This window comes from Mesorhizobium sp. M0016, from assembly GCF_040324035.1.
Classification (GTDB): domain Bacteria; phylum Pseudomonadota; class Alphaproteobacteria; order Rhizobiales; family Rhizobiaceae; genus Mesorhizobium.
Window position 1 is genome coordinate 41,001 of record NZ_JAMYVM010000001.1, and the last position, 25,223, is coordinate 66,223.

General features: G+C 62.5%; 29 protein-coding genes. 17 read left to right on the forward strand and 12 right to left on the reverse strand.

All coding sequences use genetic code 11. The annotated features are described in order from the left end of the window. Positions 1-25 precede the first annotated feature (25 nt). The 3 genes from NKJ88_RS00220 to NKJ88_RS00230 all read right to left on the reverse strand — a co-directional run bounded on the left by NKJ88_RS00220 (position 26) and on the right by NKJ88_RS00230 (position 2,608). Positions 26-964 carry a diacylglycerol/lipid kinase family protein gene (locus tag NKJ88_RS00220; RefSeq protein ID WP_023728217.1) on the reverse strand — a complete coding sequence of 313 codons (939 nt, stop codon included), beginning with the start codon at positions 962-964 and terminating at the stop codon, positions 26-28. Positions 965-1,310: 346 nt separating this feature from the next. Next, a complete protein-coding gene (locus tag NKJ88_RS00225) occupies positions 1,311-1,874 on the reverse strand; it encodes a hypothetical protein (protein WP_352443341.1) in 564 nt (187 codons plus the stop codon). Between the two features lie 101 nt (positions 1,875-1,975). Then, entirely contained in the window at positions 1,976-2,608 is a 633-nt protein-coding gene (locus tag NKJ88_RS00230) for a hypothetical protein (RefSeq protein WP_155923215.1), read from the reverse strand. Positions 2,609-2,894: 286 nt separating this feature from the next. Between NKJ88_RS00230 and NKJ88_RS00235 the strand changes: the two genes are divergently transcribed. From NKJ88_RS00235 to NKJ88_RS00245, 3 genes are all read left to right on the forward strand, one after another. Next, positions 2,895-3,410 carry a hypothetical protein gene (locus tag NKJ88_RS00235; RefSeq protein WP_023672002.1) on the forward strand — a complete coding sequence of 172 codons (516 nt, stop codon included), beginning with the start codon at positions 2,895-2,897 and terminating at the stop codon, positions 3,408-3,410. A gap of 101 nt (positions 3,411-3,511) precedes the next feature. Then, positions 3,512-4,006 (forward strand): YegJ family protein, encoded by a 495-nt coding sequence (locus NKJ88_RS00240; protein WP_023823423.1) that lies wholly within the window; start codon positions 3,512-3,514, stop codon positions 4,004-4,006. An 11-nt stretch (positions 4,007-4,017) separates the two neighbouring features. Continuing rightward, positions 4,018-5,019, forward strand: coding sequence for a serine hydrolase domain-containing protein (locus tag NKJ88_RS00245; RefSeq protein WP_023823422.1), 1,002 nt, complete (start codon positions 4,018-4,020; stop codon positions 5,017-5,019). Positions 5,020-5,047: 28 nt separating this feature from the next. On the opposite strand, the gene NKJ88_RS00250 is transcribed toward NKJ88_RS00245, so the two are convergent. Continuing rightward, positions 5,048-6,025 (reverse strand): DUF3137 domain-containing protein, encoded by a 978-nt coding sequence (locus tag NKJ88_RS00250; protein ID WP_023741083.1) that lies wholly within the window; start codon positions 6,023-6,025, stop codon positions 5,048-5,050. Between the two features lie 46 nt (positions 6,026-6,071). Continuing rightward, positions 6,072-7,118 carry a CapA family protein gene (locus tag NKJ88_RS00255; protein ID WP_031199227.1) on the reverse strand — a complete coding sequence of 349 codons (1,047 nt, stop codon included), beginning with the start codon at positions 7,116-7,118 and terminating at the stop codon, positions 6,072-6,074. A gap of 146 nt (positions 7,119-7,264) precedes the next feature. Here NKJ88_RS00255 and NKJ88_RS00260 point away from each other — a divergent pair, with 146 nt between their 5' ends. The 4 genes from NKJ88_RS00260 to NKJ88_RS00275 all read left to right on the forward strand — a co-directional run bounded on the left by NKJ88_RS00260 (position 7,265) and on the right by NKJ88_RS00275 (position 13,998). Next, positions 7,265-8,530 (forward strand): hypothetical protein, encoded by a 1,266-nt coding sequence (locus tag NKJ88_RS00260; protein WP_023754565.1) that lies wholly within the window; start codon positions 7,265-7,267, stop codon positions 8,528-8,530. 122 nt (positions 8,531-8,652) lie between these two features. Beyond that, complete coding sequence (gene uvrB, locus NKJ88_RS00265) at positions 8,653-11,811, forward strand: excinuclease ABC subunit UvrB (protein WP_023672007.1); 3,159 nt, start codon at positions 8,653-8,655, stop codon at positions 11,809-11,811. 339 nt (positions 11,812-12,150) lie between these two features. Then, positions 12,151-13,677 carry an ABC-F family ATP-binding cassette domain-containing protein gene (locus NKJ88_RS00270; protein WP_023823420.1) on the forward strand — a complete coding sequence of 509 codons (1,527 nt, stop codon included), beginning with the start codon at positions 12,151-12,153 and terminating at the stop codon, positions 13,675-13,677. 147 nt (positions 13,678-13,824) lie between these two features. Next, the gene (locus NKJ88_RS00275; RefSeq protein WP_023672009.1) at positions 13,825-13,998 is read left to right on the forward strand and encodes a hypothetical protein; all 174 of its coding nucleotides are present in this window, start codon (positions 13,825-13,827) and stop codon (positions 13,996-13,998) included. A 49-nt stretch (positions 13,999-14,047) separates the two neighbouring features. Here the strand turns inward: NKJ88_RS00275 and NKJ88_RS00280 are convergent, their stop codons facing one another. Continuing rightward, the gene (locus NKJ88_RS00280) at positions 14,048-14,662 is read right to left on the reverse strand and encodes a glutathione S-transferase family protein (RefSeq protein WP_023691562.1); all 615 of its coding nucleotides are present in this window, start codon (positions 14,660-14,662) and stop codon (positions 14,048-14,050) included. A 217-nt stretch (positions 14,663-14,879) separates the two neighbouring features. Between NKJ88_RS00280 and NKJ88_RS00285 the strand changes: the two genes are divergently transcribed. Beyond that, a complete protein-coding gene (locus NKJ88_RS00285) occupies positions 14,880-15,308 on the forward strand; it encodes a VOC family protein (RefSeq protein WP_023691563.1) in 429 nt (142 codons plus the stop codon). Between the two features lie 71 nt (positions 15,309-15,379). Beyond that, entirely contained in the window at positions 15,380-15,733 is a 354-nt protein-coding gene (locus tag NKJ88_RS00290) for a DUF1428 domain-containing protein (protein ID WP_023701594.1), read from the forward strand. A gap of 7 nt (positions 15,734-15,740) precedes the next feature. On the opposite strand, the gene NKJ88_RS00295 is transcribed toward NKJ88_RS00290, so the two are convergent. Together NKJ88_RS00295 and NKJ88_RS00300 are read right to left on the reverse strand one after the other, a co-directional pair. Next, positions 15,741-17,375 carry a tetratricopeptide repeat-containing sulfotransferase family protein gene (locus NKJ88_RS00295; RefSeq protein ID WP_023701593.1) on the reverse strand — a complete coding sequence of 545 codons (1,635 nt, stop codon included), beginning with the start codon at positions 17,373-17,375 and terminating at the stop codon, positions 15,741-15,743. Between the two features lie 203 nt (positions 17,376-17,578). Further along, positions 17,579-17,761, reverse strand: coding sequence for a hypothetical protein (locus NKJ88_RS00300; protein WP_023705895.1), 183 nt, complete (start codon positions 17,759-17,761; stop codon positions 17,579-17,581). Positions 17,762-18,084: 323 nt separating this feature from the next. On the opposite strand from NKJ88_RS00300, the gene NKJ88_RS00305 reads away from it, so the two are divergent. From NKJ88_RS00305 to NKJ88_RS00315, 3 genes are read left to right on the forward strand one after another with little or no spacing between them, the layout of a single operon-like run. Next, on the forward strand, positions 18,085-18,354 hold the full coding sequence (locus tag NKJ88_RS00305; RefSeq protein WP_023701590.1) for a hypothetical protein: 270 nt from the start codon (positions 18,085-18,087) through the stop codon (positions 18,352-18,354). After that, positions 18,351-18,617 carry a hypothetical protein gene (locus NKJ88_RS00310; RefSeq protein WP_023683726.1) on the forward strand — a complete coding sequence of 89 codons (267 nt, stop codon included), beginning with the start codon at positions 18,351-18,353 and terminating at the stop codon, positions 18,615-18,617. Before NKJ88_RS00305 ends, NKJ88_RS00310 begins: the two co-directional genes overlap by 4 nt. A gap of 37 nt (positions 18,618-18,654) precedes the next feature. Next, on the forward strand, positions 18,655-18,792 hold the full coding sequence (locus NKJ88_RS00315) for a hypothetical protein (protein ID WP_023683725.1): 138 nt from the start codon (positions 18,655-18,657) through the stop codon (positions 18,790-18,792). A gap of 363 nt (positions 18,793-19,155) precedes the next feature. On the opposite strand, the gene NKJ88_RS00320 is transcribed toward NKJ88_RS00315, so the two are convergent. Next, complete coding sequence (locus NKJ88_RS00320; protein WP_023672018.1) at positions 19,156-19,569, reverse strand: Kazal-type serine protease inhibitor domain-containing protein; 414 nt, start codon at positions 19,567-19,569, stop codon at positions 19,156-19,158. Between the two features lie 484 nt (positions 19,570-20,053). Between NKJ88_RS00320 and NKJ88_RS00325 the strand changes: the two genes are divergently transcribed. The 3 genes from NKJ88_RS00325 to NKJ88_RS00335 all read left to right on the forward strand — a co-directional run bounded on the left by NKJ88_RS00325 (position 20,054) and on the right by NKJ88_RS00335 (position 21,448). Continuing rightward, the gene (locus tag NKJ88_RS00325) at positions 20,054-20,266 is read left to right on the forward strand and encodes a cold-shock protein (RefSeq protein WP_006202520.1); all 213 of its coding nucleotides are present in this window, start codon (positions 20,054-20,056) and stop codon (positions 20,264-20,266) included. Between the two features lie 351 nt (positions 20,267-20,617). Next, the gene (locus NKJ88_RS00330; RefSeq protein ID WP_023672019.1) at positions 20,618-20,830 is read left to right on the forward strand and encodes a cold-shock protein; all 213 of its coding nucleotides are present in this window, start codon (positions 20,618-20,620) and stop codon (positions 20,828-20,830) included. A gap of 192 nt (positions 20,831-21,022) precedes the next feature. Further along, on the forward strand, positions 21,023-21,448 hold the full coding sequence (locus NKJ88_RS00335) for a BA14K family protein (RefSeq protein WP_023672020.1): 426 nt from the start codon (positions 21,023-21,025) through the stop codon (positions 21,446-21,448). A gap of 65 nt (positions 21,449-21,513) precedes the next feature. Here NKJ88_RS00335 and NKJ88_RS00340 read toward each other — a convergent pair whose 3' ends face one another. The 3 genes from NKJ88_RS00340 to NKJ88_RS00350 all read right to left on the reverse strand — a co-directional run bounded on the left by NKJ88_RS00340 (position 21,514) and on the right by NKJ88_RS00350 (position 23,737). Beyond that, positions 21,514-22,152, reverse strand: coding sequence for an MBL fold metallo-hydrolase (locus tag NKJ88_RS00340; RefSeq protein WP_023695789.1), 639 nt, complete (start codon positions 22,150-22,152; stop codon positions 21,514-21,516). A 231-nt stretch (positions 22,153-22,383) separates the two neighbouring features. Beyond that, positions 22,384-22,698, reverse strand: a complete 315-nt coding sequence (locus NKJ88_RS00345) for a hypothetical protein (RefSeq protein WP_023672022.1) — start codon at positions 22,696-22,698, stop codon at positions 22,384-22,386. Between the two features lie 145 nt (positions 22,699-22,843). Next, positions 22,844-23,737, reverse strand: a complete 894-nt coding sequence (locus NKJ88_RS00350) for a branched-chain amino acid aminotransferase (protein WP_023701589.1) — start codon at positions 23,735-23,737, stop codon at positions 22,844-22,846. Between the two features lie 245 nt (positions 23,738-23,982). Between NKJ88_RS00350 and NKJ88_RS00355 the strand changes: the two genes are divergently transcribed. Together NKJ88_RS00355 and NKJ88_RS00360 are read left to right on the forward strand one after the other, a co-directional pair. Continuing rightward, positions 23,983-24,516 (forward strand): MarR family winged helix-turn-helix transcriptional regulator, encoded by a 534-nt coding sequence (locus tag NKJ88_RS00355; RefSeq protein ID WP_023734975.1) that lies wholly within the window; start codon positions 23,983-23,985, stop codon positions 24,514-24,516. Next, on the forward strand, positions 24,503-25,222 hold the full coding sequence (locus NKJ88_RS00360; protein ID WP_023672025.1) for a response regulator: 720 nt from the start codon (positions 24,503-24,505) through the stop codon (positions 25,220-25,222). The genes NKJ88_RS00355 and NKJ88_RS00360 overlap by 14 nt, the downstream gene beginning before the upstream one ends. Position 25,223 lies beyond the last annotated feature (1 nt).

Sequence of the window (25,223 nt, forward strand, 5' to 3'; positions counted from 1 at the left end):
TGAATCAATCCCTCAACGCCTTGATTCAATATCTCAGCGTCAGCGCTCCGGGCAGGATCTCAAACGTCGCGGGTATACGCCCCGGCGACTCGCCATCTATGTCGACCAGCGCGCCGTTCTTCTCGACATCGCCGATAGGTTCGACCACCACTTTCCGGCCACGCAATATGGTGATGGCGGGATGGTTGCGGTGCCGGCCGCCATAGAGCAGCCGAATATCCCAGATCAGCTTCAGCTTGCCGGCCGCGCGCAGGATGACGATGTCGAACTGGCCGTCGGCGAGTTCGGCGTCCGGGGCGATCATCATGCCGCCGCCGAAGAACTTTCCGTTGGCGACCGCCACCAGCGCCATGCGCGCCTCGACCGGGGTGCCATCGTCGACGGTGATCCTGACGTCCTGGAAGCGGTAGCGGATGAACTCGACCACGGTGCGCCAGAAAAACAGCGCCTTGGCCGACATCCTGCCCTTGCGCTTGTCGGCATTGACCGCACGGTCCGTGGCGCCGGACAGGCCGAGGCTGGCGATATTGATGAAGTGCCGGCTGGCCAGCGCGCCATGGTCGTCGATGTAGCAGATGCGCCCGGCATCGACCTTGCGCGCCTTGGCTTCGGCGATCCGCTTCAACGCCGCATCCACCTCTTTCGGCAGGCCAAGTCCGCGCGCGAAATCGATGCCGGTGCCGCAAGGCAGCAAGCCAAGTTCGGTTGTCCGGCCGCTCTCATCGAAAGCCTGCAGCAATCCGTCGGCCACCTCGCTGGCGGTGCCGTCGCCGCCGGCCGCGATCACCAGCTCGAAGCCGCTTGCCGCGAGGTCGAGTGCCAGCCTTTCGGCGTCGCCCTCGGCCTGCGTCTCGCGCAGCTCGAATTCGCCGAAATGCTTTTTCAGCGATGCGGCGACCTCCGGCCAATGCCGTTTCAGCCGGCCGCCGCCGGCAATCGGATTGAGCACCACCCCGACTTTCAATGCGCACCCTCCCCGCACCGAGCCGATAGGCTCGATGCTTTGCCTGCATTGAAGCCCGCGCCAGCCGGCGGAGCAAGGGGCACAGCCGATCAGGCGCCAAAAAGCGGGCGGGCTGTCTAATGCAGCTGGAGTCGAAATTCCGAGCTTTGTGGCAAACGATCCCCGATAATCCCGTTATCCACAGGCTCACGCCTATTCCCCAAAACCCTTACCCGGCGTAAGTTTAACCATCTCAGGCGGCTACCGATCGCCACGCCGAAAGGCAAAGCGAAAAGGCGGATTTCCTGAGGCCCGTACGGCCCGAAGCGAGAGCAGGCTTGCCTGTTGGAGGGACGGATGCCGAGACCTACGGGGCCGCGGAAAGCGTGCGAACGCCAACGGCGGACCGATGCTGCCATGAAGGACGGCGAAAACCTTCGATGGCGCGCCGAACGAAGCTCGCAAGGGTGGAGAACGGCGAGGTCTGGAACGGGCACTGCCCTCGGGCGGTGACTGGCAGGACCGTCAAAATCAAGGCCGGCATGGCGCGACGACTTTGCGGAAGTTGCTGCCGCGACCGTGTCCTGATCTGACAGGGAGGCGCTGGGAGAAATCCCGGCGCCGACTGTCTTTTGGGCCAAGGTCCGGTCGGCGAAGCGACGCGTAAGAAGCCGATACTTTGCTGGAACGAGATTTCGGCGCTGACGGAACCATCTTCATCACCAGGCGCGATCAGCAATTCACCGACATGATCCCGCGCCTGATCGACAGAGGCGTGTCCTTCGTCGAGATCGGTGGCAATGACGCGATCATGCTCACCGTGCTTTCGGCGGCAGACTTCGCTCCGCCCGAAGGCGCCCGGGCGCTGTTCAGCCAACCGTTCCGATCGATCCGCCACCCGTCGCACCGGGCTGATCGTCGCCGTGCGCAAGCTGCACATCGTGCTGCCGGCGCTGTTCGAAGCAGGCGCGAGGCTGGAGCGCGTCTACAACTGAAGCCGCGCCCGCACCGCGGCCTGCCCGGCGGGCCAAGCTACTTCTTCGGGCCGATGCCCGGGATCAAATTGAGGCCAGCGTTTATATATTCCGGCCGTATGGCGCCGCTGATGAGCGTGAAGGTGGCGAGCATGATGCTGGCCAGCGCACCGTCATGCCATGGCCTGAGGGCCAGCGCGTTGACGGCATAGGCCCAGAATGGGAAGGCGAGCATCGACATGACGATGTTGGCTCCCGGAGCCTCCGCATTGTCGGCTGAATCGCTGACCGATTTCAGATACACCGGCGTCATCGCCAGCGCGACGATCAACATGATCCATGAAATGGTCCAGACGCTGATACCGGCCATTTCAATCTTATAGATGGCTGCCTGCACCTTACCCGGAATGTCCCCCGGATTGCCTTTGGTCTCTTCCGCCACCGCATCGGTCAACGCCTTGGCAACCGGCTGCTCAGTGGCATTGACCAGGATGGAGTTGACGAAGATGAAAAATGCCACGACTTCGGCAGGCACGTACTTCGCAACCCGGTCGAGATAGCCGTCGCCGCCTTTCGATCCTTGATCTTCTTGCTTGTCATCGTCGACGCCGAGCGGAGCATCGCCTGGAATGCCCTCGAGCGTTGAATCCCTTTTCGGCACAGGCTCAGCGGACCGGACAATTCTTCCCATGACAAACCCCTCCTATATTGTTGTATCGCCCCGTGAGTATCGTAGTAGAAAACCGGGCCAAGAAACAGTTGTCGCGGCCATAGCCGACAAGATTTATTCAGGCTTCTTCCTGCAAATGCATCACGCTCCCGCCCTATCTGCTACCGGGTGCCTCGAAATCCACCTATAGTGAGCCGTACCCGAAAAACGCATCCCCCGGCTCATCGCGTGATCGCGGCCAAAATCCCGCCTTGTTCGCGCGCGATGGAAGGACTGGCTGCCGGGGGGCAATCCGAAGGACAAGACCGTGATCAAGACCGCCCTTGTCGCCATGACCATTGTCGGCTGCGACTGCGACGCCAAGCTTTGCGAATATATCGGCGAGACGCCGGCGAAGTGGGCGACTATCGCCGACTGCGAAGCGGCGATGAAAAGCCAGATGCTGCACCAGAAGAACTTCGACTATCCGCTGGTCTCCGGCATCTGCCGCAGCAAGGGGTCGGCGTCTTCTTCGCAACTGGCGGCGGCCGCATCCCGCCCGGAACTGAAGCCGGCCAGCCGGAATGTCCAAACCCCGTTGCCGCCGGAACTGAGCCATCGGCCGAGCGTTCCCGTCGGCTCCCCGACGACGGCCATGGAGGCAGCAGCGGTACGGCCCGTCGCCTACGAGCAAGTGGTCGATGGCGGAACAGGCGTGCTCTACCGCACCAGGAACGGCTACGCCGTGGTCAAGACAGATCTCGGCCGCGTCGCGTCGGCAACGGTCGGCATTGCCAAGCGGTCCGCGAACTGGCTGGCAGGGCTGGTGCCGAGCGGGTTGTGAGCGGCCTGCCGTTCGGACCATACCACGCTGTCGCACTGCCGTTGAAAACTCCAGATAGATGCATGATGGTGTCAGGCATCGACACGCAGGAGCGCCATTTCATGAAGCATGCAGTTCGAACCGTGCTGTCCCTGGTGCTGGCCTTGGCGCCGATTCCAGCCGGTGCGCAGGATTCCGGCCAGGGCGGCGACAAGGTTGTAGGCGTCGCCAGGGACGATCCGGAAATGGCGGCGGCCATTGCGCAGGCGCGCGCCAGCCTCGATGAATTCCTGTCCTTGTCGGATGCGCCGCCAGCCGGGACAACCAGCTACAAATTGAAGGTCGAGGTCAGGGACGGAGACGCCTCGGAACATTTCTGGATCATCCCCTTCCACAAGACCGCGACCGGCTTTGCAGGAACATTGGCCAATGAGCCGCAAGCGGTGCACAATGTCGTGGCCGGCCAGGAACTCGAATTTAACCGGGACGATATTTCCGACTGGGGCTACACCAGAAACGGTCGCCAGGTCGGCAGCTTCACCGTCTGCGTGATGTTCAAGACGATGGCGCAAGAAGATGTCGAATATTATCGCCAGAACTACGGCTTCGACTGCTGAGGCGCGGCGACATGAAAGGGGCTGAATATCCCGGCGAAAAATGGAACGTCGTATCGGCGGCCGATGCCGGATGGAACGTCGATCTCCTCGCCGAGGCGAAAGCAGCGGCACGGCAATTTGGTTCGATAGCGTCTGTGGCCATCCATCGCGGATCTGTCGTCGCATCCAGCGGTTCGGCCTCGAAAAAAGTCGTCATCCGCTCGGTCCGCAAAAGCCTGCTGAGCGCTCTAATCGGCATCGAGGTCAAGCGCGGACGCATTCGTCTGGACAACACGCTGGGCGAGCTCGGCATCGATGATGTCGCGCCGTCGTTGAGCGAAGCCGAAAAGCAGGCAACAGTCGGCGATCTCATCAAGGCTCGGTCCGGGATTTACCACCCGGCGCTCGCCGAATCCGAACAGATGAAAGCCAACCGGCCCGTCCGCGGCAGCCACCCCAGGGACAGCCACTGGTATTACAACAATTGGGACTTCAACGCCCTTGGCACCATCTATGAGAGGGCAACCGGCCGCTCCGTTTTTGACGGCTTCCATGCCGACATCGCCGTCCCGCTCGGCATGCAGGATTTTCACCCTGACGACGGCGCGTATTTGCGCGGCCCCGAATCGGAGCACCCCGCCTATCATTTTCGCATGACCGCGCGCGATCTTGCCCGATTCGGCCTTCTGTACCTGCGCAAAGGCAGCTGGCGCGGCACGGAGATCGTGCCGCGGGCGTGGATCGAAGACAGCACAAAGGCTTATTCGATCACTCCAGACGGAAGCGGCTATGGTTACATGTGGTGGACGACCGGCCGTGATGGCGAAGCCCAGTCCGAAGCCACCGTTCTTCGCAATGCGGATTTGCCCAGGGTTCGCTATTTCGCCCATGGCGGTTTCGGTCAGATGATCGGCGTCTTGCCGGCAGCCGAACTGGTAGTCGTCAACCTCGCGGTCAGCCGCTCCAGATCCGCCGAGGAGCAGCGCAGGCTCGGCGATATTGTCCGCCTTGTCGCGAGAGCCGCACCCGGATGAATGGCGGCTTGTTGCAATCGGGAACTGCCTAGCTTGCGGCCGCCTCGCCATCCGTCGCGCCGATCTTGCGCACCAGCGCCGCGGTCGCCAGGATCGCGCCCATATCGGCGATCATCGGGGCGATGTGCTTGGTGTAATCGAGTGGCACGGAAATGGCGGGCAGTTCGAAGAAATTCTTCGGCTGCGGCAAGAGCAGGAAACCATCGCTGCCATTAAGTGCCACCCGCGCCGGATCATCGCGCCATGTCTCGTGCAGCCATTTCAGCGCCTGCGCCAACCGGCCGCTCACCAGCGGCTGCGCGGCGGCGACATTGTCGGTGCGAAATTCGTAGTCGCCGTCGAGCAGCGGATCGCCGCTGGACAGTTCCTGCATCTTGCCGGCGAAGATGCCGCGGAAGAAACCGACCACCGCGTTGCTGCGGCGCGTCGCGACCAATATGCCGGGGAACGGCGCGATCGTCTCGAACGCAACGATGACGCCCTTGAAGACCGTCGACGAGCCTTTGCCCGAACCTTGGCGCAACTCCGCCTCGTAGAGCTCGAACGGAAAATCCTCGTAGCGGCCTGACACGATGTCGTCGAAGCTCTGCCGGTTGAAGGCGCCGACCACGGCGCGCGGCAGCCGGTCGAAGGAATTCGGCGTCACGCTGTGCTGATAGCGCACATCCCTGATGAAGCCGAAGATGATCGGCAGCAGCGTGTCACGGAACGATTGCTGCAGCCGCGTCGCCGGCCTGATCGCCAGGAAGTACAGCAGCAGCGCCGCGAAGAAACCGCCGACATAGAGGAACACATGCGGCGTCGAGAACCATTGCTCGTTCAAGTCGGCGACCTTGTTGAACAGCCAGGCCACCAGCACGACAAAAACCAGCAGCAGCCCCAGAAACACCGGCACCCGCCAGCGCACCTGGCGGCAGGCCGAAGCCCGTCCAGCCTCATAGATCTCGATATTCTTCCTGATGCCGGCGACCACCGCTTCATCAGGCATGAACTCAGCTGCTTCCATCGCCCCCTCGCAAAGTCCTATTATACCTATGATAACGGGAAAGTTGTCAGTCGCCAAAGATCGCCTTCAGCCTGGCCTGGACCTTGCCCTTCATCCGGCCAGTCAGCGCCTCGACCGGAACCAGCCGCTCATGCCCGCCTGCGCGCAGCCGCATGAAGGGATGCATCCGGTACCCGGCGATCGCACCGCGCATGCCGAGATCTGCGCTGACATCGACGACGAAAATGCCGGCGATGCGGCCGGGCCAGGGCTGCCGCGCCAGCGCCGTGCCGAGGAAGTCGCCAAGCCCGTAAGCCACGAGCGTCTTGCCGACCCATTGCACCGGCTGCACGACATGGGCGTGGTGCCCGGCAATCAGCCCCACGCCGTGACCGGCCAGCAACCTCGCCAGCGTTTGCGTTTGCGGCTGCGGAAAATGCCGGAACTCCCAGTCCCAGTGCGGCACCGCACAGGTGAGATCGATGTTCTTGTCGGCCGCGCCTCTCGGCCATGCCGCCGGATCGCCTTGCATCGAGACAAGCTCGGTGAATGGCCCGGCGTCACCATTGCGCCACAGTGTGAAGGCGGCAAAGCCGATCGTCAGCGGCCCGGCCTTGACCTGCTCGACCGATCCTTTTTTCGCGGTGCCGATGGTGCGGATTCCAAGCCGCTTCAACGCCGCAACGGTCTCGTCGAAACCGGCGACGCCCTGGTCGAGCACATGGTTGTTGGCCAGCGACAGCACGAGCTTTTCACGCGCGATGCCTACGGCAGCAAGCGCCGCGGCAAGAAACCGCTCGCTCATCGCATGGTGAGTGCCAAGCCGCGTGCCAAACGCCACGCTCGGCCGCTCGACGACCGGACTTTCGCAATTGCCGATCACCAGATCGGCTGAGCCCAAGAGCTTTGCGATTTCCGGATCGCACTCCGGCGCACTACGGTTGGCCACCGCCGAAATATCGCCTACAAAGGCCAGCCGCACCTTCCGCCCCGGCGGCGGATCGATGATCGTCGTCGCCGCCCTCGGTGCGAGATCCCTGACATCGCCGCCGAGAGACGGTTTCAGGAAGCGCGGCAGCCATGACAGTTTGTAGGAAAGCGGATAGTTCGACACGCGACGCCCAATCGTTTGCCCAATCGGTTAGCTTGTGTAGACGGTCTGCCCGGGAAGTGTCGACCGTCAGTCCTTGAAACACTGCCGCCGGCAGACACGGCGCCAAATGCGTGTAATGTCTGCGCATCGCATAGTGGAGGGATGAGATGACACGTTTTGCAGGCCTGCTGGCGTCCGCCCTCCTCCTGTTGCTGCCTTTATCTTCGGCCCGCGCCGCCGCGCCCAAAGCGGCAACCGCTTTGTTCGAGGCCAAAACGGTGACCGAGCGCAACGCCGCGCTTACCACGCTCGAGGCTGCAGCCCAGGGCGATCCGGCGTCAGCCTATGCCGCCGGGGCCGGCGAATTCTTCACCGCGCTGGAAATCCTCGCCGGCGGTCTGCACCGCCACGGGTTCGAAAGCCCGCAATCATTCATGCTGCCGCTGATGCGGCTGCCGATTCCGGACAATCCCAATCCCGAACCGCTGACCTATGAGCAGTTCCGCGCCATTCTGGTCGCCTTCCGCGACCGGCTGGAGACATCCGCGGCCACTCTGGGCTCGGTACCCGCCGATGCCGATATCGGCATGGTCGTCGACCTCACCCATGCCGGCATCGATCTCAACGAAGACGGTGCCATCGCGCCGGATGAAAGCATGGCCGCGATCATGGCCTCGCTGTCGCGCGGCGGTATCTCGTCGGACGGCGCCGCTCCCTCGCTCACATTCCGCTTCGACCGGGCCGACGGTTTCTGGCTGCAGGGCTATGCCGAATTCCTGATGGCGCAGGCCGATTTCTGGCTGGCGCATGATTTCAGGACCATGTTCGACGGCTCGTTCCACATGCTGTTCCCGCGCGCCAAACTGCCGCTGCAGGACGTTCTGGTGCCTCCCGCCGGGGACATGGGCAGCAGCATCTTCTCATCGGAATGGCGCATCGCGGATTTCATCTCCATGGTTCACCTCGTCAACTGGCCGGTGGTCGAGCCCGAGCGACGTCAAGCGGCGCGCCGCCATCTGCTCGAAATGATCCGGCTGTCGCGCCAGGACTGGAAGGCGATCCGCGCCGAGACCGACAATGACCGCGAATGGCTGCCGGGACCGCAGCAGAAGGGCGAGAACCCGCTCACCGGGCTCGAAGTCGGCGAGGAGCAGGTCGAGGCCTGGCTCGCCACTCTGACCATGGCCGAAGACCTTTTGGAAGGCCGCAAGCTGCTGCCGCATTTCCGCATCACGGTCAGCACCGGCCAGGGCATCAACATGAAGCGTTTCTTCGAAGAACCGAAGCCTTTCGACCTAGTGCTGTCGATTACCGGCCCGGCCATCGCGCCCTACCTCGAGAGCGGTGAGATCGTAACCAGCGGCGAGTTCGACCAGATCCAGCGCCAGTTCGGTGGCGGTGGGTTTTTGACCTTCGCGCTGTGGTTCAATTGAGCAGGCGGCCTGGCTTCGCGTAACACAGCTCCTGACACCCTTGTGTCAGGAGCTTCGACCCGCTTAGCGCCCTTCGCCACTGCACTCTTTCCATTTTGGCGGACTCTGCCCATATTTGGGGCATGGCCAAACTCCCTGACAAAAAGACACCGTCTCCGGCGGGTGACAACGGCGCTTCGCCGCCGAAGCGGCGCAGCCCGCTGACCGATTTCCTCGATGCCTCGGAGCCTCTGCACAGAGGCGGCTTCGCCGAGGCGCCGCAGGCCGACTTCACCGGCACGCCGCTGAGCGGCTCGATTGCCGACTGGGCAGAGCAGATAGAGCAGGAGGCCGAGAAGGAAGGGCGTAGTTCCGGCGGCGCCAAGCCGCCGAAGGTGGCGAAGAAGATTCCGGAACGCTCAACCTCCCCCGGCCGCAGTTCGCGCGGCACCTCGATGGGCGGCGCGGCCACGGCCCGCGAGCGCACCGCCGCCGGCCTCAACCCGGTCGCCGGTCTCGACATCTCGCTGGAAGACGCCGAGACGATGGCCTCGGGCAGCGTCACCGCGACGGTCGCGGCGCTGTCGGCGCTGATCGAATCCGGCAACCCGCTGCACAAGGACGGCGTGCTGTGGACGCCGCACCGCCCTGCCCGCCCGGAAAAATCCGAAGGCGGCATCGCCATCAAGATGGTGTCGGATTTCGAGCCGGCCGGCGACCAGCCGACCGCCATCAAGGATCTTGTCGAGGGCGTCGACAACAATGATCGCACTCAGGTGCTGCTCGGCGTCACCGGCTCCGGCAAAACCTTCACCATGGCCAAGGTGATCGAGCAGACGCAGCGCCCTGCTTTGATCCTGGCGCCCAACAAAACGCTGGCCGCGCAGCTCTATTCCGAGTTCAAGAAATTCTTCCCCGACAATGCGGTCGAGTATTTCGTCTCCTACTACGACTACTACCAGCCGGAAGCCTACGTTCCGCGCACCGACACCTTCATCGAGAAGGAATCCTCGATCAACGAGCAGATCGACCGGATGCGCCATTCGGCCACGCGTTCGCTGCTCGAGCGCGACGACGTCATCATCGTCGCCTCGGTGTCCTGCATCTACGGTATCGGCTCGGTCGAGACCTACACGGCGATGACCTTCCAGATGCAGATCGGCGACCGGCTCGACCAGCGGGCTCTGCTCGCGGATCTCGTCGCCCAGCAATACAAACGCCAGGACATCAATTTCGTCCGCGGCTCGTTCCGCGTGCGCGGCGACACGATCGAAATCTTCCCGGCTCACCTTGAAGACCGGGCGTGGCGCATCTCGATGTTCGGCGACGAGATCGAGGCGATCACCGAATTCGATCCGCTCACCGGCCAGAAGACCGGCGAGCTGAAGAGCGTCAAGATCTACGCCAACTCGCACTATGTGACGCCGCGTCCAACGCTCAACCAGGCGATCAAGTCGATCAAGGAGGAGCTCAAGCACCGGCTGGTCGAGCTCGAGCGCGCCGGCCGCCTGCTGGAGGCACAGCGGCTCGAACAGCGCTGCCGCTTCGATCTTGAGATGCTGGAAGCCACCGGCTCCTGCGCCGGCATCGAGAACTATTCGCGCTATCTCACGGGACGCCAGCCGGGCGATCCGCCGCCGACTTTGTTCGAATATATCCCCGACAACGCGCTGGTCTTCATCGACGAAAGCCACGTCACCGTGCCGCAGATCGGCGGCATGTATCGTGGCGACTTTCGGCGCAAGGCGACACTGGCGGAGTATGGTTTTCGCCTGCCCTCCTGCATGGATAATCGCCCGTTGCGCTTCGAGGAATGGGACGCCATGCGCCCGCTCTCCGTCGCGGTTTCTGCGACACCCGGCGCCTGGGAGATGGAACAGGCCGGCGGCGTGTTCGCCGAGCAGGTCATCCGCCCGACCGGCCTGATCGATCCGCCGGTCGAAGTCCGCCCGGCGAAAAGCCAGGTCGACGATGTCGTCGGCGAAATCCGCGACACCACGGCCGCCGGCTACCGCACGCTGGTCACCGTTTTGACCAAGCGCATGGCCGAAGACCTGACCGAATATTTGCATGAGCAAGGCGTGCGCGTTCGCTACATGCACTCCGACATCGACACGCTGGAGCGCATCGAGATTCTACGCGATCTCCGCCTCGGCGCTTTCGACGTGCTGGTCGGCATCAACCTGCTGCGCGAAGGCCTCGACATTCCTGAATGCGGTTTCGTCGCCATCCTCGACGCCGACAAGGAGGGCTTCCTGCGCTCCGAGACGTCGCTGATCCAGACCATCGGTCGCGCCGCCCGCAACGTCGACGGCAAGGTCATCCTCTATGCCGACCAGGTCACCGGCTCGATGGAGCGGGCGATGGCCGAGACCAACCGCCGCCGCGAAAAGCAGATGGAATGGAACGCGGCCAACGGCATCACCCCGGAATCGGTGAAGTCGCGCATCTCCGACATTCTGGACTCGGTCTACGAGAAGGACCATGTCCGCGCCGATATCTCGCAGTTCACCGACGGCGCCGGTGCGATGATGGGCAACAATCTCAAGGCTCATCTCGACGCCATGGAAAAGCAGATGCGCGACGCCGCCGCCAATCTCGACTTCGAGAAGGCCGCCCGCATCCGTGACGAGATCAAGCGGCTGCGCGAGATGGAACTGTCCATCTCGGAAGACCCGCTGGCCAAATACGCCGACATGGAAAGCCCGGTCTCCGGCCGCGAGAAGGGCAAGCACAACAAGGGCGTGGCCAAGCACCGTACGGCTGAGGAACAGGAGCGTTTCCGCAAGTTCGACGACGCACGCGCGGCTGAAGAGGCGGCCAGGGCTGCCCGGTCCAACCTCTTCCGCAAGCCGGCGCTCGACGAAATGGGTGCCGAGGGCGCCGTGCCGGTGAAGAAGCCGCTATTTGCCAAGCCGTCGATCGACGATATGGGGCCTGGTACCGACATGCCGACGCCGTCAGGCGCGGTGTCGCGCTCGCTGTTCAAGAAACAGTCGGCGCAGGAAGCGCACGGCTCCGACTTCGGCATTCCGGGCGACGCGACTAGGCCCCTGTTCAAGAAGAACTCACTGGACGAGATGACGGTTCGGCGGACCGAAAAGCCGGTCGAAGGAAAAATGCCGGCCAAGCCCCAGCCAATCTCCCCCCAGCTGGGGGAGATGTCCGGCGGGACAGGCGCGAAGGATCGCGACGCCAAGCCAATGATTCGCCAGCGCGCCGGCATCGGCTCCTACGAAGACCCAGGCGACGCCCGCCGCGAAAAGCGCCGGCCGGGCAAGACGGGACGGCCGGGGAAATAGACCTCTTCCCTTCTCCCCTTGTGGGAGAAGGGAAGAGCGCTCCACCACCGCCGCATCCGTCGCCCACTTGCCTCCACCCCCGCCTTTGGTGTAATCGCTCCACACACTCAAAGTTTTGTCTTGAAAGGAGGGCTGCGTGTCTATCGATCACCATCGTCAGCGTGGCCCGATTTCTGCCCTGCGAGTTCGCTTGCAGGGCTGACCAGGGACATCACGGGTTTTTTCCCGCTTCGATTTTTTTGGTCTGCCCTTCGTGGTGCGCAAAGCTGAGCCTGATGGCCGGCACGCGCACCGTCAAAGTGCATTGAGCCGGACACCGGCAAGACCAGAGAAATCACAATGGCCCTGATCAGCCTCAAATCCCTCGGCGTCACCATGAGTGCGCCGCTGTTTTCCAACCTCGACCTCACCATCGGCACCGGCGACCGGCTCGGCATCGTTGCCGCCAATGGCCGTGGCAAGTCGACCTTGCTGAAGTGCCTGACCGGCGCAATGGAGCCGACCTCCGGCGACATTTCCCGCACGCGCGGCCTGCGCGTCGGCCATGTCGAACAATCCGTTCCTCCTGCCCTTCTCGGCCGCAGCTTCCACCAGGTGGTGGCCGACGCCTTGCCGGCGGGGCAGGCCGACAGCGAGATGTGGCGGGTAGACGTGGCGCTGGATTCGCTCGACGTGCCCGAGCCGATGCGCGAACGGCCGATGCAGGCGCTGAGCGGCGGATGGCAGCGGCTGGCGCTGATTGCCCGCGTCTGGGTCACCGACCCCGATGTGCTTTTGCTCGACGAGCCCACCAACCATCTCGACCTCGCCAAGATCAGCCAGCTGGAAAGCTGGCTGAACGCCCTGCCTCGCGAGGTGCCGGTGGTCATCGCCAGTCACGACCGCGCCTTTCTCGACGCCGTCACCAACCGCACGCTGTTCTTGCGCCCGGAGGACTCGCCGGTGTTTGCACTGCCCTATTCCAGGGCGAGGCAAGCGCTCGACGACCTGGACGCTTCGACGGCGCGCCGGTTCGAGCGCGACATGAAGGTGGCGCAGCAACTGCGCAAGCAGGCCGCCAAGCTCAACAACATCGGCATCAATTCCGGCAGCGACCTTTTGACGGTGAAGACCAAGCAACTCAGGGAACGGGCGGAGAAGCTGGAAGACGCCGCGGTATCGGCGCATCGCGAGAAATCAGCCGGCGCGATCCGGCTGGCCAACCGCGGCACCCATGCCAAGGTGCTGATTACGCTGGACGACGCCACGGTGGAAACGCCGGACGGCATGCTGCTGTTCAAGACCGGCAAGCGCCACATCTGCCAGGGCGATCGCATCGTGCTGCTCGGCCGCAACGGCGTCGGCAAGTCGCGTTTCGTCAACCTGATCCGCAATGCCATCTCCGAGCCTGACACGGTGCCGAACGTCAAAGTGACGCCGTCGACGGTGCTCGGTTACAGCGACCAGGCGCTGGCCGGCATCAGTGGCGACGACACGCCTCTGGCCATGGTCTCGCGCCGCTACGATGTCGGCGAGCAGCGCGCCCGTTCGCTGCTTGCCGGCGCCGGCGTTGTCATTGAGATGCAGGAGAAGAAGATCGGCGTGCTGTCCGGCGGCCAGAAGGCGCGGCTGATGATGCTGGCGCTGAGACTCGCCAACCCCAACTTCTACCTGCTCGACGAGCCGACCAACCATCTCGACATTGACGGCCAGGAAGCGCTGGAGGAGGAACTGCTCAAGCACCAGGCGAGCTGTGTGCTCGCCTCGCACGACCGTTCCTTCATCCGCGCCATCGGCAACCGCTTCTGGCTGATCGACAAGCGGAAGCTGACCGAAGTCGAAGACCCCGAGGATTTCTTCCGCTCAGTGGCTGAAACGGCGGGCTGAGGAACTACCACCATGGGCCGCACTGTGTTGCGGCCCATGGTTTCACATCTCTCAGAATATTTTCAGCGCTCTGTCGGATCGCCTGAACCTGCTGCGTCCTTGGGATGCCGACACGATGATGCCGGCTTCATCTGAGGAGAACGCATCATGTCCATCCTGTCATCCATAGGCCGCGTCGCCGCCCGTTACGCACAGAACCGCGCCCGCTATCGCAGCGAGCGCGAGCTTCTGGCCCTGCCGATCGAACTGCGCAAGGATATCGGCTGGCCGGAAATCCTCATCGACGCGCAAAACGGCCCGCGGATCTGCAGGGCGCCCTGACCATGCGGTCGGGAAAGATCGATGCAGGCCGCCGCGGGGCGACCGTTGCTCAGTCATGCGTATCGCCAGACAGCGGCGTCGCCTGCATCGATCGACGCTTTTCGAACGCCTCGAACCAGCGCGTCAGCCGCGCCCGCGCGCGAAAGGACGGCAGCTGGCGGAACGCCATCCAGGACAGCGTGGTGGCAAGCGCTATATGGCCGACATGGAGCGATGTCTCGGCGTCCAGCGCGCTTTCGATCCAGTCATAGCTGGCCTCGATTTTTTCCCGGTAGCCTTCGGCAAGCGCTGCATAGCGCAACTGTTCGGGCCGCCTTTCCGTCTCCCAGCGCAGGCCTATGCCCGTCTGCGCCAGGCCTTGGGCGACCGCCTGCAGCCGCAACGCCTGCCAGCGCGCTTCGCCGTCCTGCGGCAGCAATTTGCGGCCGTCATGCAGCGTATCCAGATAGGCGCAGATGACATCGGAATCGAAGAGCGGCGGCGCATCCGGCCGCAGCAGCACCGGCACCTTGCCGAGCGGGTTTTCGGCGTAGACACGGGCATTGCGCAAGGTCGGGCTGGTCTCGTGATGAATGACCTCGAGCCGGTCGGCAAGCCCGACCTCATGGGCGAAGACGAGCGCCTTGCGCGCAAAGGGCGAATGGGTCTGGTAATAGAGGATCATTGTCGTCTCAGCGGGTTGGAGAAGCAGTCCCCTTTTCTAGCCTGCTCATACCGAGGATTGCGCTCTGATTGGGCGCCGCCGACGCAAGTTCGTTTCGCCAGAAAATCGCATCGGCCCAGAAAATCGCATCAGACATGTAGGATCGCCGCCGCCTCGTTCGTCCTAGGGTTCGCAAGGCCAACCAAGCGCCCAGACCAAACCCAAAGAGGAACAAGACATGACCGACCAGACCCCCATTCAGCCGGCCGCGAAAGTTCTCGGTGGATTGACCCCCTATCTGCAGCTGGACGGCGCCTTCAAGGCCGCCGAATTCTACAAGAAGGCTTTCGGCGCCGAACAGGTGTTCTTCTATCCGCCCGATGAGCAGGGCCGCACGATGCACATCCATCTCCACATCAACGGCTCGACGCTGATGATTTCCGATTTCTACCCCGAAAACGGCATGCCTGCCGTCAAGCCGCAGGGCTATACCATGCAGCTCCATCTCGGCGCCGACGAGATCGATGGCTGGTGGAAGCGCGCGGTCGGTGCCGGCTGCGAAGTCGCAGTGCCGCTGCAGCTGATGTTCTGGGGCGACCAGTGGGGCAACATGCGCGATCCCTTCGGGGTCGAATGGGCGATGAACGCGCCGGCGAAGAAAGACTGACCACCGCTGACAAAGCTCCTCACCGGCTGACGCCGGTAAGGAGCTTTGTGAGATACTCCAAGGAAAACCCAATGTCCTATGTCGATGGTTTCGTGCTCGCCGTGCCGAAGGCAAATATCGATGACTACAAGAAGCTGGCCAACCTCGCAGGCCCGATATGGAAGGAACACGGAGCGCTCGCCTATGTCGAATGTACCGCCGACGACGTGCCCTATGGTGAGTTGACCTCGTTTCCGCGTGCCGTTCAGGCAAAAGACGACGAGATCGTCGTCTTTGATTGGGCCGTCTATTCGTCCAGGCAAAGCCGCGACGCGGTAATGGCCAAGGTGATGGCCGATCCCCGTTTGACACCCGATTTGGGGCCCATGCCCTTCGATATGAAGCGCATGATCTTCGGCGGCTTCCAGCCCTTCATCGAGCTTTAGCCGCTGCTCAGGCCAGCTTGTCCAGCAGCGGCTTCAACCTGTCGCCATAGCGCTTCCAGAGATCGACCGAGCCCCGATACATCGGCTGGCGCACCTGCGCGGCCGAGGCCGTGCGCACCGGGCGGTCGGTCTCGTGGAACGACAGCGCCTTGTCGTCCCAGGACAGGCCGAGATGCCCGATCAGCGCCCGCGTCTGTCCCTCTTGGTCGGCCACGAAATCCTCGTAACGCACGTTATGCACGACGCCCGGCAGAACATCGTGCCAATGCGCCATGATGTCGGTGTAGATATTGTGGAAATCGGCGAGCTCGCCCAGATCATAGCCGTAGCGGTGGTTGTCGCCGCGGAAATGCACCTTGTAGATCGAAAGGCAGGTCGCCGCCGCATCGCGCGCGCAATGGATGATCTTGGCTTTCGGCAGCATCATATGGATGAAGCCGATGAGCAGGAAGTTGCCGGGCATCTTGTCGGTGACATGCCTGAAGTTGGGATAGCGCTCATGCAGCATGTCGAGATAGGCTTGGCCCGCCTCCGCAAACTCCGCGTCGGATACATCGACCAGTCCCCAGGGGAAACCTCCCGGCATGGTCAGCGGAAATTGCTTGCCGACCGCGGTTTTCAACATGCTGAGCTCGCCCGCGCCATAGACTTGTGGATGGCTGGCGATGATCTGTTCGACCAGCGTGGTGCCGGAGCGCGGCATGCCGACGACGAAAATCGGGGTGTCGTCGGAGATTGCACTTGGCTTGTGCTTTTCGAAAAAGCCGGCGTTGAACACCGTCTTCATCGCCTCGAATTCGGCCCGCGTCCTGACCGGATCATAATCGATGCCCTTGCGGCGGATCGCATTGCCTTCAGCGAAATAGTCGAAGGCCCTGTTGTAGTCCTTCAAATCGTCATTGGCCTTGCCGAGACCGAAGGACAGCTGCATGCGCGCCAGGCTGTCGGCCGGCGCCTTGGCATGCTGGGCCTCCATGCCGGCGAGTTCGGCGTCGCGCTCCTTCTGGCGCTTGACCTGCGTCAGCATCAGCCAGGCCTTTGCCATGCCTGGCGTGATCGCCAACGCCTGCCGAAACAGGTCTGCCGCTTCATCGAGCTTGCCTTTTTCCATCAGCCCGACGCCGAGCCCATGCAACAGGTCGGCATCCTTGGGCCGGATCGTCAGCGCCTCGCGAAAGGTCGCCAGCGCCTCATCCAGACGACCGGCTTCCTGCAACGTTTCGGCAAGCCCGATGCGGGCGCGGACATGGAAGGGATTGCGCCCGATTGTGCCGCGATAGATGTCCTCCGCAGCCTCGAACTGGCCGAGCTGTTTCAACGCCGAACCCAGATTGTCGCGTGCCGCGAGCTGGTCGGGCTTGAGATCGACCGCGCCGCGGAAGAAATCGGCGGACGCGGCAACGCGGCCGAGATCGCGCATCACCGTGCCGAGATTGTTGAGGAAATCGGGATTCTTCGGCTGCAGACGCACAGACTGCTCGATCAGCTCCAGCCCTTCGGGGCTGCGCCCGGTCTGGTGCAGCAACAGGCCCAGGAAATGCGCCGCTGCCGGGTGATTGGCCTTGCGCGCCAGCACCTGCCGGTACAGCGTCTCGGCCTCCTGCCGGCGCCCGGCCTGATGCAGCTGCAGCGCCTGCTGCACATATTGGTCGAGGCCCAGCGGCGGCTGTCCGCCAGCTCCAGCACCCGCCGCTCTTCTCTGATCTCTGTTGATGGGAAACCTGCCGTGTTTTGTCCGCTTGCCGCGATCTAGGCCATCGGCGCTGCAGGTTCAAGGGAAGAGTGGGCTCGCCAAGGGCGCGGACCTCTTCGAAACTCTAGAGGAATTCCAGGAAAATGTAGCGTTCAAATCAGCCGGTTGCTCTCGGCGAGCCGGCGCTCCCGCCGTTGCGTGCCGTCGGTGTCGGCAATCTTGCGCCGTGCCGCTTCGTCGCTTCTTATCGTCAGGCGCACTGACATTGCCTTGGGGAAGAGGACGATTGGCTCGATTGTTGCGGTCGGACGATCCGGCGTTTTCATGAATCTCATATATTTTTGCCTTTCGTAAAAAATAATCTTAGGGGCACCGGAATAATTATTCCGATGCGCTCTAAATAAGAAATTGGCTGATATTGTTCCACGATAGCAGATTTATTAGGGGTTTATACGAGAAATTTTTTATACCGGTCGAGCCGTGGCGGAAATCAGCTTGAATAGCCAACAATTTCGGATTATTGATCTGAGATCGTTTTTTGGGTCAAGCTTGGCATATAGCGGCGTCGGAGATACTCGACCCGCCAAACTCATTCCAATCGCCGATGGTTGAGTTCCCGGTTGATGCCGGAAAGCATCGACGAACCAGAGCCAAGCCAATGCCGGATCGCACCACCCGTTCCATCGCCCATTTCGCGGCACCCTTCGTGCTTAGCGGGCTGGAAGGGCAACTGCCGGCCGGCGACTATGACATCGATCACGACGAAGAGCTGATCGAGGGCATGTCGCGGCTTGCCTGGCGTCGCGTCGCCACCTTCATCCATTTGCCGGCAAGGGCGGTGAAGAACCCGGCCACCAGCCAGCTTGTCGCCATCGACTACCTCGAACTCGAAACAGCGCTGAGGCGCGACCAGGAGAACGCAGCATGATCCGCTTCCAGCAGAATGCGCGTCCGCGCACCGACACGCCCTCGCACCTCTTCGCCGTCGGCCAGACCGTGCGCATGAAGAGCCGCAGCGGGCTCGCCCAGAAGACCGCCGAGCTGTTTCAGATCAAGAGCAGATTGCCGGTCAAGGATGGCTCGCCGCAATATCGCATCCGCAGCGAGCAGGAGACCTATGAGCGGGTCACCACGGAAGACAACCTCGAAGTGGCGGACGCCCCGGCTGTCCCCGACAGCCCGGCCGTCTGACACCGCACCCACCCAGCACGTACGAAGGAGCAGACAGATGGCCAAGGGTCAGCAGCGCAGCAATCGCGAAACTCGCAAGCCCAAGAAAGACAAGGTGGTGGCCAAGGCCGCCTCCCCGTTCGGTTCCTCGGTCAAGCAAGCCGAGAGCAGCCTGAAGCCGAAGTCGAAGGGCTGACAAGGCAGGGACGCGCCTGGCGTACCTGCCAGCAATGGACTGACGATCTCGCGCAAAACTCTGCAACGGAGGCTTGCTTGACGTTCTTCGTCGAGCCGCTCGCGCGACGTCGACGAAGCCACGCTCGACAAGGTATCCTTCTTCCCTTGGAGGTGAGAAGCGGTCCGCGCAGCAGACGAAAAGCCAATTGTTGGCTTTTCGAGTTTCGAACGCCCTGAGCCTGCGAAGGACCAAGGGTGGTCCGGTCCACCCGCCCGGTCCCCGCTGCTTCGCAGGGTCCCGGCATTCGCCGCCTTTTTTATCGTGTCAGTGGGACGGTGAATTCGCCTCCGGCGGACTCACCCGACAGGGGAGAAGGAAAAATCAGCAGGGGCCGTCCTCGACGACGCGGTAGTCGGCGGCACGGGCCTCGCAGGCGTTGGGAAAGGTGCGCAGCTCGCCATGGCGGCGGGCGCAGACCGGGGCGTATTCGCGCGTGCAGAATGTCGGCTCTTCGCCACCACCGCCACCACCGCCGCCGTCGCGGCAAGGGCCGTCGCGAACGATGCGGTAGCCTTCCCGTTCGGCAAGGCAGGCATTGGCGAAGGTCTGGCGGTCACCGCCGCGCCGCGCGCAGACCGGCTCGTATTGCCTGGTGCAGAATTCCGGTTCCGGCCGTGGCGGGCGCGGACGTGGTCCCGGCCCGTCATCGACGACGACGGTGCAGGCCGCAAGAAGACCCGACAGGAAGAGAATAGTAAAACCCTGGCGCGAGAAGATCGTCGCAAGAAATCTCATGAATATGCCTCCCTCGAGACCCCCGTCCCCGGCGCAAAACGCGCCTGTCGATCCTCGCCATTGCCTTGCCAAATGCAACCCCCGTTTGCGGCGCGGGAGCCATGCGATGCCCGGCCCGCGCATTGGTTTGGCCCTGGACCAGACCGCTGGACCATGCGTGGCCGGGCTCTGGCTGATGAACTCTTAAGAACCCAGGTTTATCGAAGCGCCTTCGTTGGGATGCGTCGATGGACGCGGCCCGCGGCGCTATCTTGCAACGATCACGTTTCCGTGCGATAAATTTTGTGTTCGGGCATTTGCGACCCGGAGAGCGGAACGTTTTGGACGACCTTTCCCCGATACTGTGAATCTCTGACGGCCCCGTTTTCGGCGGGGGGTTTTACCATGCGCAAATGCAGGACTGCCGAAGCAACCACCGGGACTTGCCCACGATGCCAGGCGGCGGGCAAACCATAAGACTGACACGGGTGAAGGAGTTTCCCCAATGGCCCAGACCGGCACCGTTAAATTCTTCAACGCGACCAAAGGCTTCGGCTTCATCACGCCCGACGGCGGCGCCAAGGATGTGTTCGTCCACATTTCCGCGATCGAGGCCTCGGGCCTGCGTACCCTCGTCGACGGCCAGAAGGTCACCTTCGACGTTGAACCCGACCGCATGGGCAAGGGTCCGAAGGCGGTCAACCTCCGCGCGGCCTGAACCGGCGGTGCCCGCGCGCCCGTCGGGCGCTCGAAAAAGCACCTAAAGCGTGTTTGAACCGGCTTTGTCAGCCGTCCAGAGTTTCGAAGGCGCGACGTTTCCCGTTGCGCCTTTTTCATGACCGCCGTCGCCGGAGGCAAAGGACGCTTTATCGGTCAATGCCGTGGCTGATCGCCGGAGCAATCGTCTGGCGCGAATTGCCTTCGGTGCCACGATCTATTTGACCAGCCTTCAGCGTTGCCGCCGTCGCCAAAACTTTCTCTTGCCGATAGCGCTAAAATAAAGGACAAATTTCCCTTCGGGCATTTGCCGGCCCGAAACTGGACTTTATGGGATCAAAGGGAGCTTCCCATGCCGCAGACCGGCACCGTCAAATTCTTCAATCATGCCAAAGGCTTCGGCTTCATTACGCCCGACGACGGGCAGAAGGATGTCTTCGTTCATATTTCGGCCGTGCAGGCTTCGGGTCTTTCCGGTCTGGAGGATGGACAAAAAGTGACATTCGACACCGAGCCGGACAAGCGCGGCAAGGGTCCAAAGGCCGTCAACCTGTCGGTCGGCTAAGCCGGCTCAAGACAGTCCGGACGGAGATTGACGAGGCGGAGCGCCTTGCGTACGCGCTTGGTTTTGCCGCAAGAACTGGATCGTATCAGCCAATTCCGTTCAGCCCCCGTTCAGCCACGGTCTTCTATTAATCGTCCCCTAGGCTGGACCGCATCCCCGAAAACTATCCGGGCCGGCACGAAGGAGACCAAAATGAATCGCATTTTCAAGACCGCCATCCTGGGCGCCGCTCTCGCCGCGACCACCCTCGCCACCTTGCCTGCCGCCAATGCCAAGGACTGGAACCGCTGGCATCATGGCCATGGTCGTCATCATAATGGCGACGCGCTTGCGGCCGGTGTCGTCGGCCTTGCGGCCGGCGCTCTGATCGCCGGTGCGCTGAGCAACCCGCAGCCGCGCTACAGCAGCTATGATGACGATTACGACTACCGCGAAGTGCGGCCGGCGCCGGTGCGCCGTTACTATGCCGAACCGCGGGTCGTCTATGCCGACCGCTATGCCGAGCCGTGGACCCGCGACTGGTACGAATACTGCTCGGACCGCTACCGGAGCTTCAATGCCCGCAGCGGCACGTTCACCGGCAATGACGGTGAGCAGCATTTCTGCGTCGCGAATTGAGCTTCCCTGTCCCACAAAAAGCGCTGACCGCAAGGCCAGCGCTTTTTTTTGGCAGAAAGACATCGCTAAGTCAGGAAGGGATTGGTCCGCCTCTCCTCGCCAAAGCGGCCACCCGGGCCGTGGCCGCAGATGAAGCCGATCTCATCACCGAGCGGCAAAAGCTTGTTCTTAATCGAGGCGATCAGCGCCGCATGGTCGCCGCCCGGCAGGTCGGTGCGCCCGACCGAGCCGCGAAACAGCACGTCGCCGACATGAGCGAACTTCGCCGCGCGATTGTAGTATACGACATGGCCGGGCGCATGGCCGGGGCAGTGCAGCACCTCGAACATATGTGAGCCGAACGAAACCGTCTCGCCCTCTGCGAGAAACCGGTCGGGCACGCAGTTGCGCGCCCCGGCAATGCCGTAGCGCTGGCCCTGGTTCTCGAGATTGTCGAGCAATAGCTTGTCGGCTTCGTGCGGGCCGATGATCTCGATGCCGAGTGCTTCCTTCAGCTCCATGGCGCCGCCGGCGTGATCGATGTGGCCATGGGTGATCCAGATCGCAGCGGCGGTGATCGCATTGTCCTTCAGCACCGCCAGCACCTTGTCGATGTCGCCGCCCGGATCGACGACGACGCCATGCTTGTCATCCATGTCGAACAGGATGGTGCAGTTCTGCTGGAAAGGCGTGACCGGCACGATGCCGGCATTGAGCTGACCCATGATTGTCCTTTCGCTGTTCCAGCGTGATGTAGAGGCGCGGGCGAAGGCCGTCCACTGCTGAAAGGCAAACAGTCCGTCCTAAAACAGAAATGGGCGGCCCAACGGCCGCCCATTTGACGAAGCCTCAGTCTCAAGCAATTCCAGGAAAAGTGTAAAGCGGTTTTCCGTCCGGAATTGCGTAAAACAACAAACTAGATCATTCGCCGTGAAACGGTGAATGATCTAGTTGGCTTACTTCTTCATCGCGCCCATGACCGCACCGATGATGCCGGTCAGGATGGCGCCGCCGCCGGCGCCGCCGAGCAGGTTTTTGAGGTTCAGCGTATCGCCCAATCCGCCCGCTGCCGTTGCAGCCGCTGCCGGGTCGGCCGTGCCGCCGAGCAGGCTGCCGAGGATCGCCGCCCCGCCAACGCCGCCAACCGCGCCGCCGAGGATTTTGGTCAACTGGCCCATCGCCGCATTCTTCAGCGCAACGCCGACCGCCTGACCACCGACAACACCTGCAATTACCTGTACAACGAGCGCAATGAGCGTATTCGTATCCATGTACCTAGTCCCTCCATAGCTGCCAGCCTCCCGGGCCGACACCATCATGAGACGCTGAATTGTACGAAAGTCAAATGCACAGATGCTGAAATAAAGGGGCCGGCCTCAAAACCGCCCCTGCTTGCGAAAAAAGCTGTGACTTTCGTTATTCTGCGGCTATCGCATGCTTAGGTTGCACCGCAGCAGAATAGTCGTTCATCAAAGTCTTGTCGATCTCGCCGACCTCGAATCGGTACGGACCGATCTCGGAGACCGGCGTCACTTCCGCTGCCGTTCCGGTGAGGAAGCACTGTTCGAAGCCTTCGAGTTCCTCAGGCATGATGGCGCGCTCGACGACTTCAAGGCCGCGGTCCTTGGCGAGGCCGATGACGGTGCGGCGGGTGATGCCGTCGAGGAAGCAATCGGGCTTCGGCGTGTGGATCTTGCCATCCTTGACGAAGAAGATGTTGGCGCCCGTTGCTTCGGCGACCTGGCCGCGCCAGTCGAGCATCATGGCATCGGCATAGCCCTTGGCCTCGGCGGCATGCTTGGACATGGTGCAGATCATGTAGAGGCCGGCGGCCTTCGACTTCGACGGCGCGGTGCGCGGATCGGGCCGGCGCCATTCCGCCAGATCGAGACGGATGCCCTTGAGCTTCTGCGCCGGGTCGAAATAGCTCGGCCATTGCCAGATGGCGATGGCGCAGTTGATGCGGCTGTTCTGCGCCGACACCCCCATCTGTTCGCTGCCGCGCCAGGCGATCGGCCTGACATAGGCGTCCTGGAAACCCTGCTTCTTCAGAAGCGTGGTCGAGGCGTCATTGAGCTCGGCCACGGAATAGGGAATATTGAAGCCGAGCAGGCGCGCCGATTCATGCAGACGCTCGGTGTGCTCATTGAGCTTGAAGATGGCGCCGCCATAGGCGCGCTCGCCCTCGAAGACGGCGCTGGCATAGTGCAGGCCGTGGGTCAGCACGTGGATCTTGGCGTCGGCCCATTTGACGAACTCGCCGTTGATCCAGATGAAGCCGTCCAGTTGGTCGAAGGGAACGGATGCCATGGAAACCTCCCGCGGGCGGCGACCCGCACATCATTAGTGTTGTTTTTTGTTGCGCGACAGCCGCGTCGGGCGGCCCTTGAAGCGTAAGCGGAGAATCGAACTCTGGCAAACTCAGGAAGTTCCGGAAAAACCGCACTCCCTTGCCTTTTCGTTCGCATTCACCCGAAAAGCTTGTCAAAAATTACCATTGCGGGGAAATTACGTCAATAGTACTGACATAATTTCCCTCTATGGACGGAGAAATGATGACGGATCGAAGCCCAGCTGCCGGAAAACCGATCAAGACACCGATCACCGACGAGGACGGCATCGACTTCGCCATCATCGAACTGTTCTTCTTTGCGTATCGCGATTTCACTTCCGATCCGGACCAAATCCTGGCCGATTACGGCTTTGGCCGCGCCCATCACCGTGTGCTGCATTTCGTCAACCGCCGGCCGGGACTGACGGTCGCCGAACTGCTCGACGTGCTCAAGATCACCAAGCAGAGCCTGGCGCGGGTGCTCAAGCAGCTGATCGACACCGACCATGTCGTCCAATTGCAGGGTCCGCGCGACCGCCGCCAGCGGGAGCTCTATCCGACAGCCAAGGGCCGCGCCTTGGCGCTGGCCCTGGCGCGGCCACAGTCACGCCGCATCCGTGCTGCATTGGAAGATTCCGGAGCCAGCGAGCGTCCCTTGATCGAACGATTCCTGGAAGCCATGGTCAATCCGGAACTAAGGGCGCAGATCGACATTGTGCCTGCAAACATGTCAGGGAAAAGTCATGGAGACCATTGAGAGGGTGGACCAGCCGACGGCGCCGGACGATGACGCGCCGCATCTGCTTGTGGTCGACGACGACACCCGCATCCGCAATTTGCTCAAGCAGTATCTGACCGAAAATGGCTTTCGCGTCACTGTCGCCGGAAATGCCGGCGAGGCCAGGCGCAAGCTCGCCGGGCTCGACTTCGACCTCCTTGTCCTCGACGTCATGATGCCCGGAGAGACCGGCGTCGACCTCACCAAGGCGCTGCGGGCGGAGAAGAACGTGCCGATCCTGATGCTCACCGCGCTATCGGAAACCGACAGCCGCATCACCGGGCTCGAGGCCGGCGCCGACGACTATCTGCCCAAGCCCTTCGACCCGCGCGAACTGATCCTGCGCATCAACAACATCCTGCGCCGCGGCGGCCCGGCGACGACGCCCAAGGTCGAGCAGCTGGTCTTCGGCCCCTACACCTTCCAGATCGCCAGGCGCGAGCTGAAGCGGGGCGGCGAGGCTCTGAAGCTGACCGACCGCGAGCAGGAGATCCTGGCGATCTTTGCCGCGCGGGCCGGCGAAACCATCCCGCGCCATGAGCTTGTCGGTGACGATTCGGAAGTCGGCGAGCGCACCATCGACGTTCAGATCAACCGGCTGCGCCGCAAGATCGAGCGCGATCCGTCCAATCCGGTCTGGCTGCAGACGGTGCGCGGTATTGGGTATCGGCTCAGCGTGGAATAGA

Excerpts from the sequence above, each read along its gene's own strand:
- NKJ88_RS00230 (WP_155923215.1), bottom strand. The coding sequence starts at position 2,608 with ATGGGAAGAATTGTCCGGTCCGCTGAGCCTGTGCCGAAAAGGGATTCA.
- NKJ88_RS00240 (WP_023823423.1), top strand. The coding sequence starts at position 3,512 with ATGAAGCATGCAGTTCGAACCGTGCTGTCCCTGGTGCTGGCCTTGGCG.
- NKJ88_RS00245 (WP_023823422.1), top strand. The coding sequence starts at position 4,018 with ATGAAAGGGGCTGAATATCCCGGCGAAAAATGGAACGTCGTATCGGCG.
- NKJ88_RS00250 (WP_023741083.1), bottom strand. The coding sequence starts at position 6,025 with ATGGAAGCAGCTGAGTTCATGCCTGATGAAGCGGTGGTCGCCGGCATC.
- NKJ88_RS00260 (WP_023754565.1), top strand. The coding sequence starts at position 7,265 with ATGACACGTTTTGCAGGCCTGCTGGCGTCCGCCCTCCTCCTGTTGCTG.
- uvrB (WP_023672007.1), top strand. The coding sequence starts at position 8,653 with ATGGCCAAACTCCCTGACAAAAAGACACCGTCTCCGGCGGGTGACAAC.
- NKJ88_RS00270 (WP_023823420.1), top strand. The coding sequence starts at position 12,151 with ATGGCCCTGATCAGCCTCAAATCCCTCGGCGTCACCATGAGTGCGCCG.
- NKJ88_RS00275 (WP_023672009.1), top strand. The coding sequence starts at position 13,825 with ATGTCCATCCTGTCATCCATAGGCCGCGTCGCCGCCCGTTACGCACAG.
- NKJ88_RS00280 (WP_023691562.1), bottom strand. The coding sequence starts at position 14,662 with ATGATCCTCTATTACCAGACCCATTCGCCCTTTGCGCGCAAGGCGCTC.
- NKJ88_RS00285 (WP_023691563.1), top strand. The coding sequence starts at position 14,880 with ATGACCGACCAGACCCCCATTCAGCCGGCCGCGAAAGTTCTCGGTGGA.
- NKJ88_RS00290 (WP_023701594.1), top strand. The coding sequence starts at position 15,380 with ATGTCCTATGTCGATGGTTTCGTGCTCGCCGTGCCGAAGGCAAATATC.
- NKJ88_RS00300 (WP_023705895.1), bottom strand. The coding sequence starts at position 17,761 with ATGAGATTCATGAAAACGCCGGATCGTCCGACCGCAACAATCGAGCCA.
- NKJ88_RS00305 (WP_023701590.1), top strand. The coding sequence starts at position 18,085 with ATGCCGGATCGCACCACCCGTTCCATCGCCCATTTCGCGGCACCCTTC.
- NKJ88_RS00310 (WP_023683726.1), top strand. The coding sequence starts at position 18,351 with ATGATCCGCTTCCAGCAGAATGCGCGTCCGCGCACCGACACGCCCTCG.
- NKJ88_RS00315 (WP_023683725.1), top strand. The coding sequence starts at position 18,655 with ATGGCCAAGGGTCAGCAGCGCAGCAATCGCGAAACTCGCAAGCCCAAG.
- NKJ88_RS00320 (WP_023672018.1), bottom strand. The coding sequence starts at position 19,569 with ATGAGATTTCTTGCGACGATCTTCTCGCGCCAGGGTTTTACTATTCTC.
- NKJ88_RS00325 (WP_006202520.1), top strand. The coding sequence starts at position 20,054 with ATGGCCCAGACCGGCACCGTTAAATTCTTCAACGCGACCAAAGGCTTC.
- NKJ88_RS00330 (WP_023672019.1), top strand. The coding sequence starts at position 20,618 with ATGCCGCAGACCGGCACCGTCAAATTCTTCAATCATGCCAAAGGCTTC.
- NKJ88_RS00335 (WP_023672020.1), top strand. The coding sequence starts at position 21,023 with ATGAATCGCATTTTCAAGACCGCCATCCTGGGCGCCGCTCTCGCCGCG.
- NKJ88_RS00340 (WP_023695789.1), bottom strand. The coding sequence starts at position 22,152 with ATGGGTCAGCTCAATGCCGGCATCGTGCCGGTCACGCCTTTCCAGCAG.
- NKJ88_RS00345 (WP_023672022.1), bottom strand. The coding sequence starts at position 22,698 with ATGGATACGAATACGCTCATTGCGCTCGTTGTACAGGTAATTGCAGGT.
- NKJ88_RS00350 (WP_023701589.1), bottom strand. The coding sequence starts at position 23,737 with ATGGCATCCGTTCCCTTCGACCAACTGGACGGCTTCATCTGGATCAAC.
- NKJ88_RS00355 (WP_023734975.1), top strand. The coding sequence starts at position 23,983 with ATGACGGATCGAAGCCCAGCTGCCGGAAAACCGATCAAGACACCGATC.
- NKJ88_RS00360 (WP_023672025.1), top strand. The coding sequence starts at position 24,503 with ATGGAGACCATTGAGAGGGTGGACCAGCCGACGGCGCCGGACGATGAC.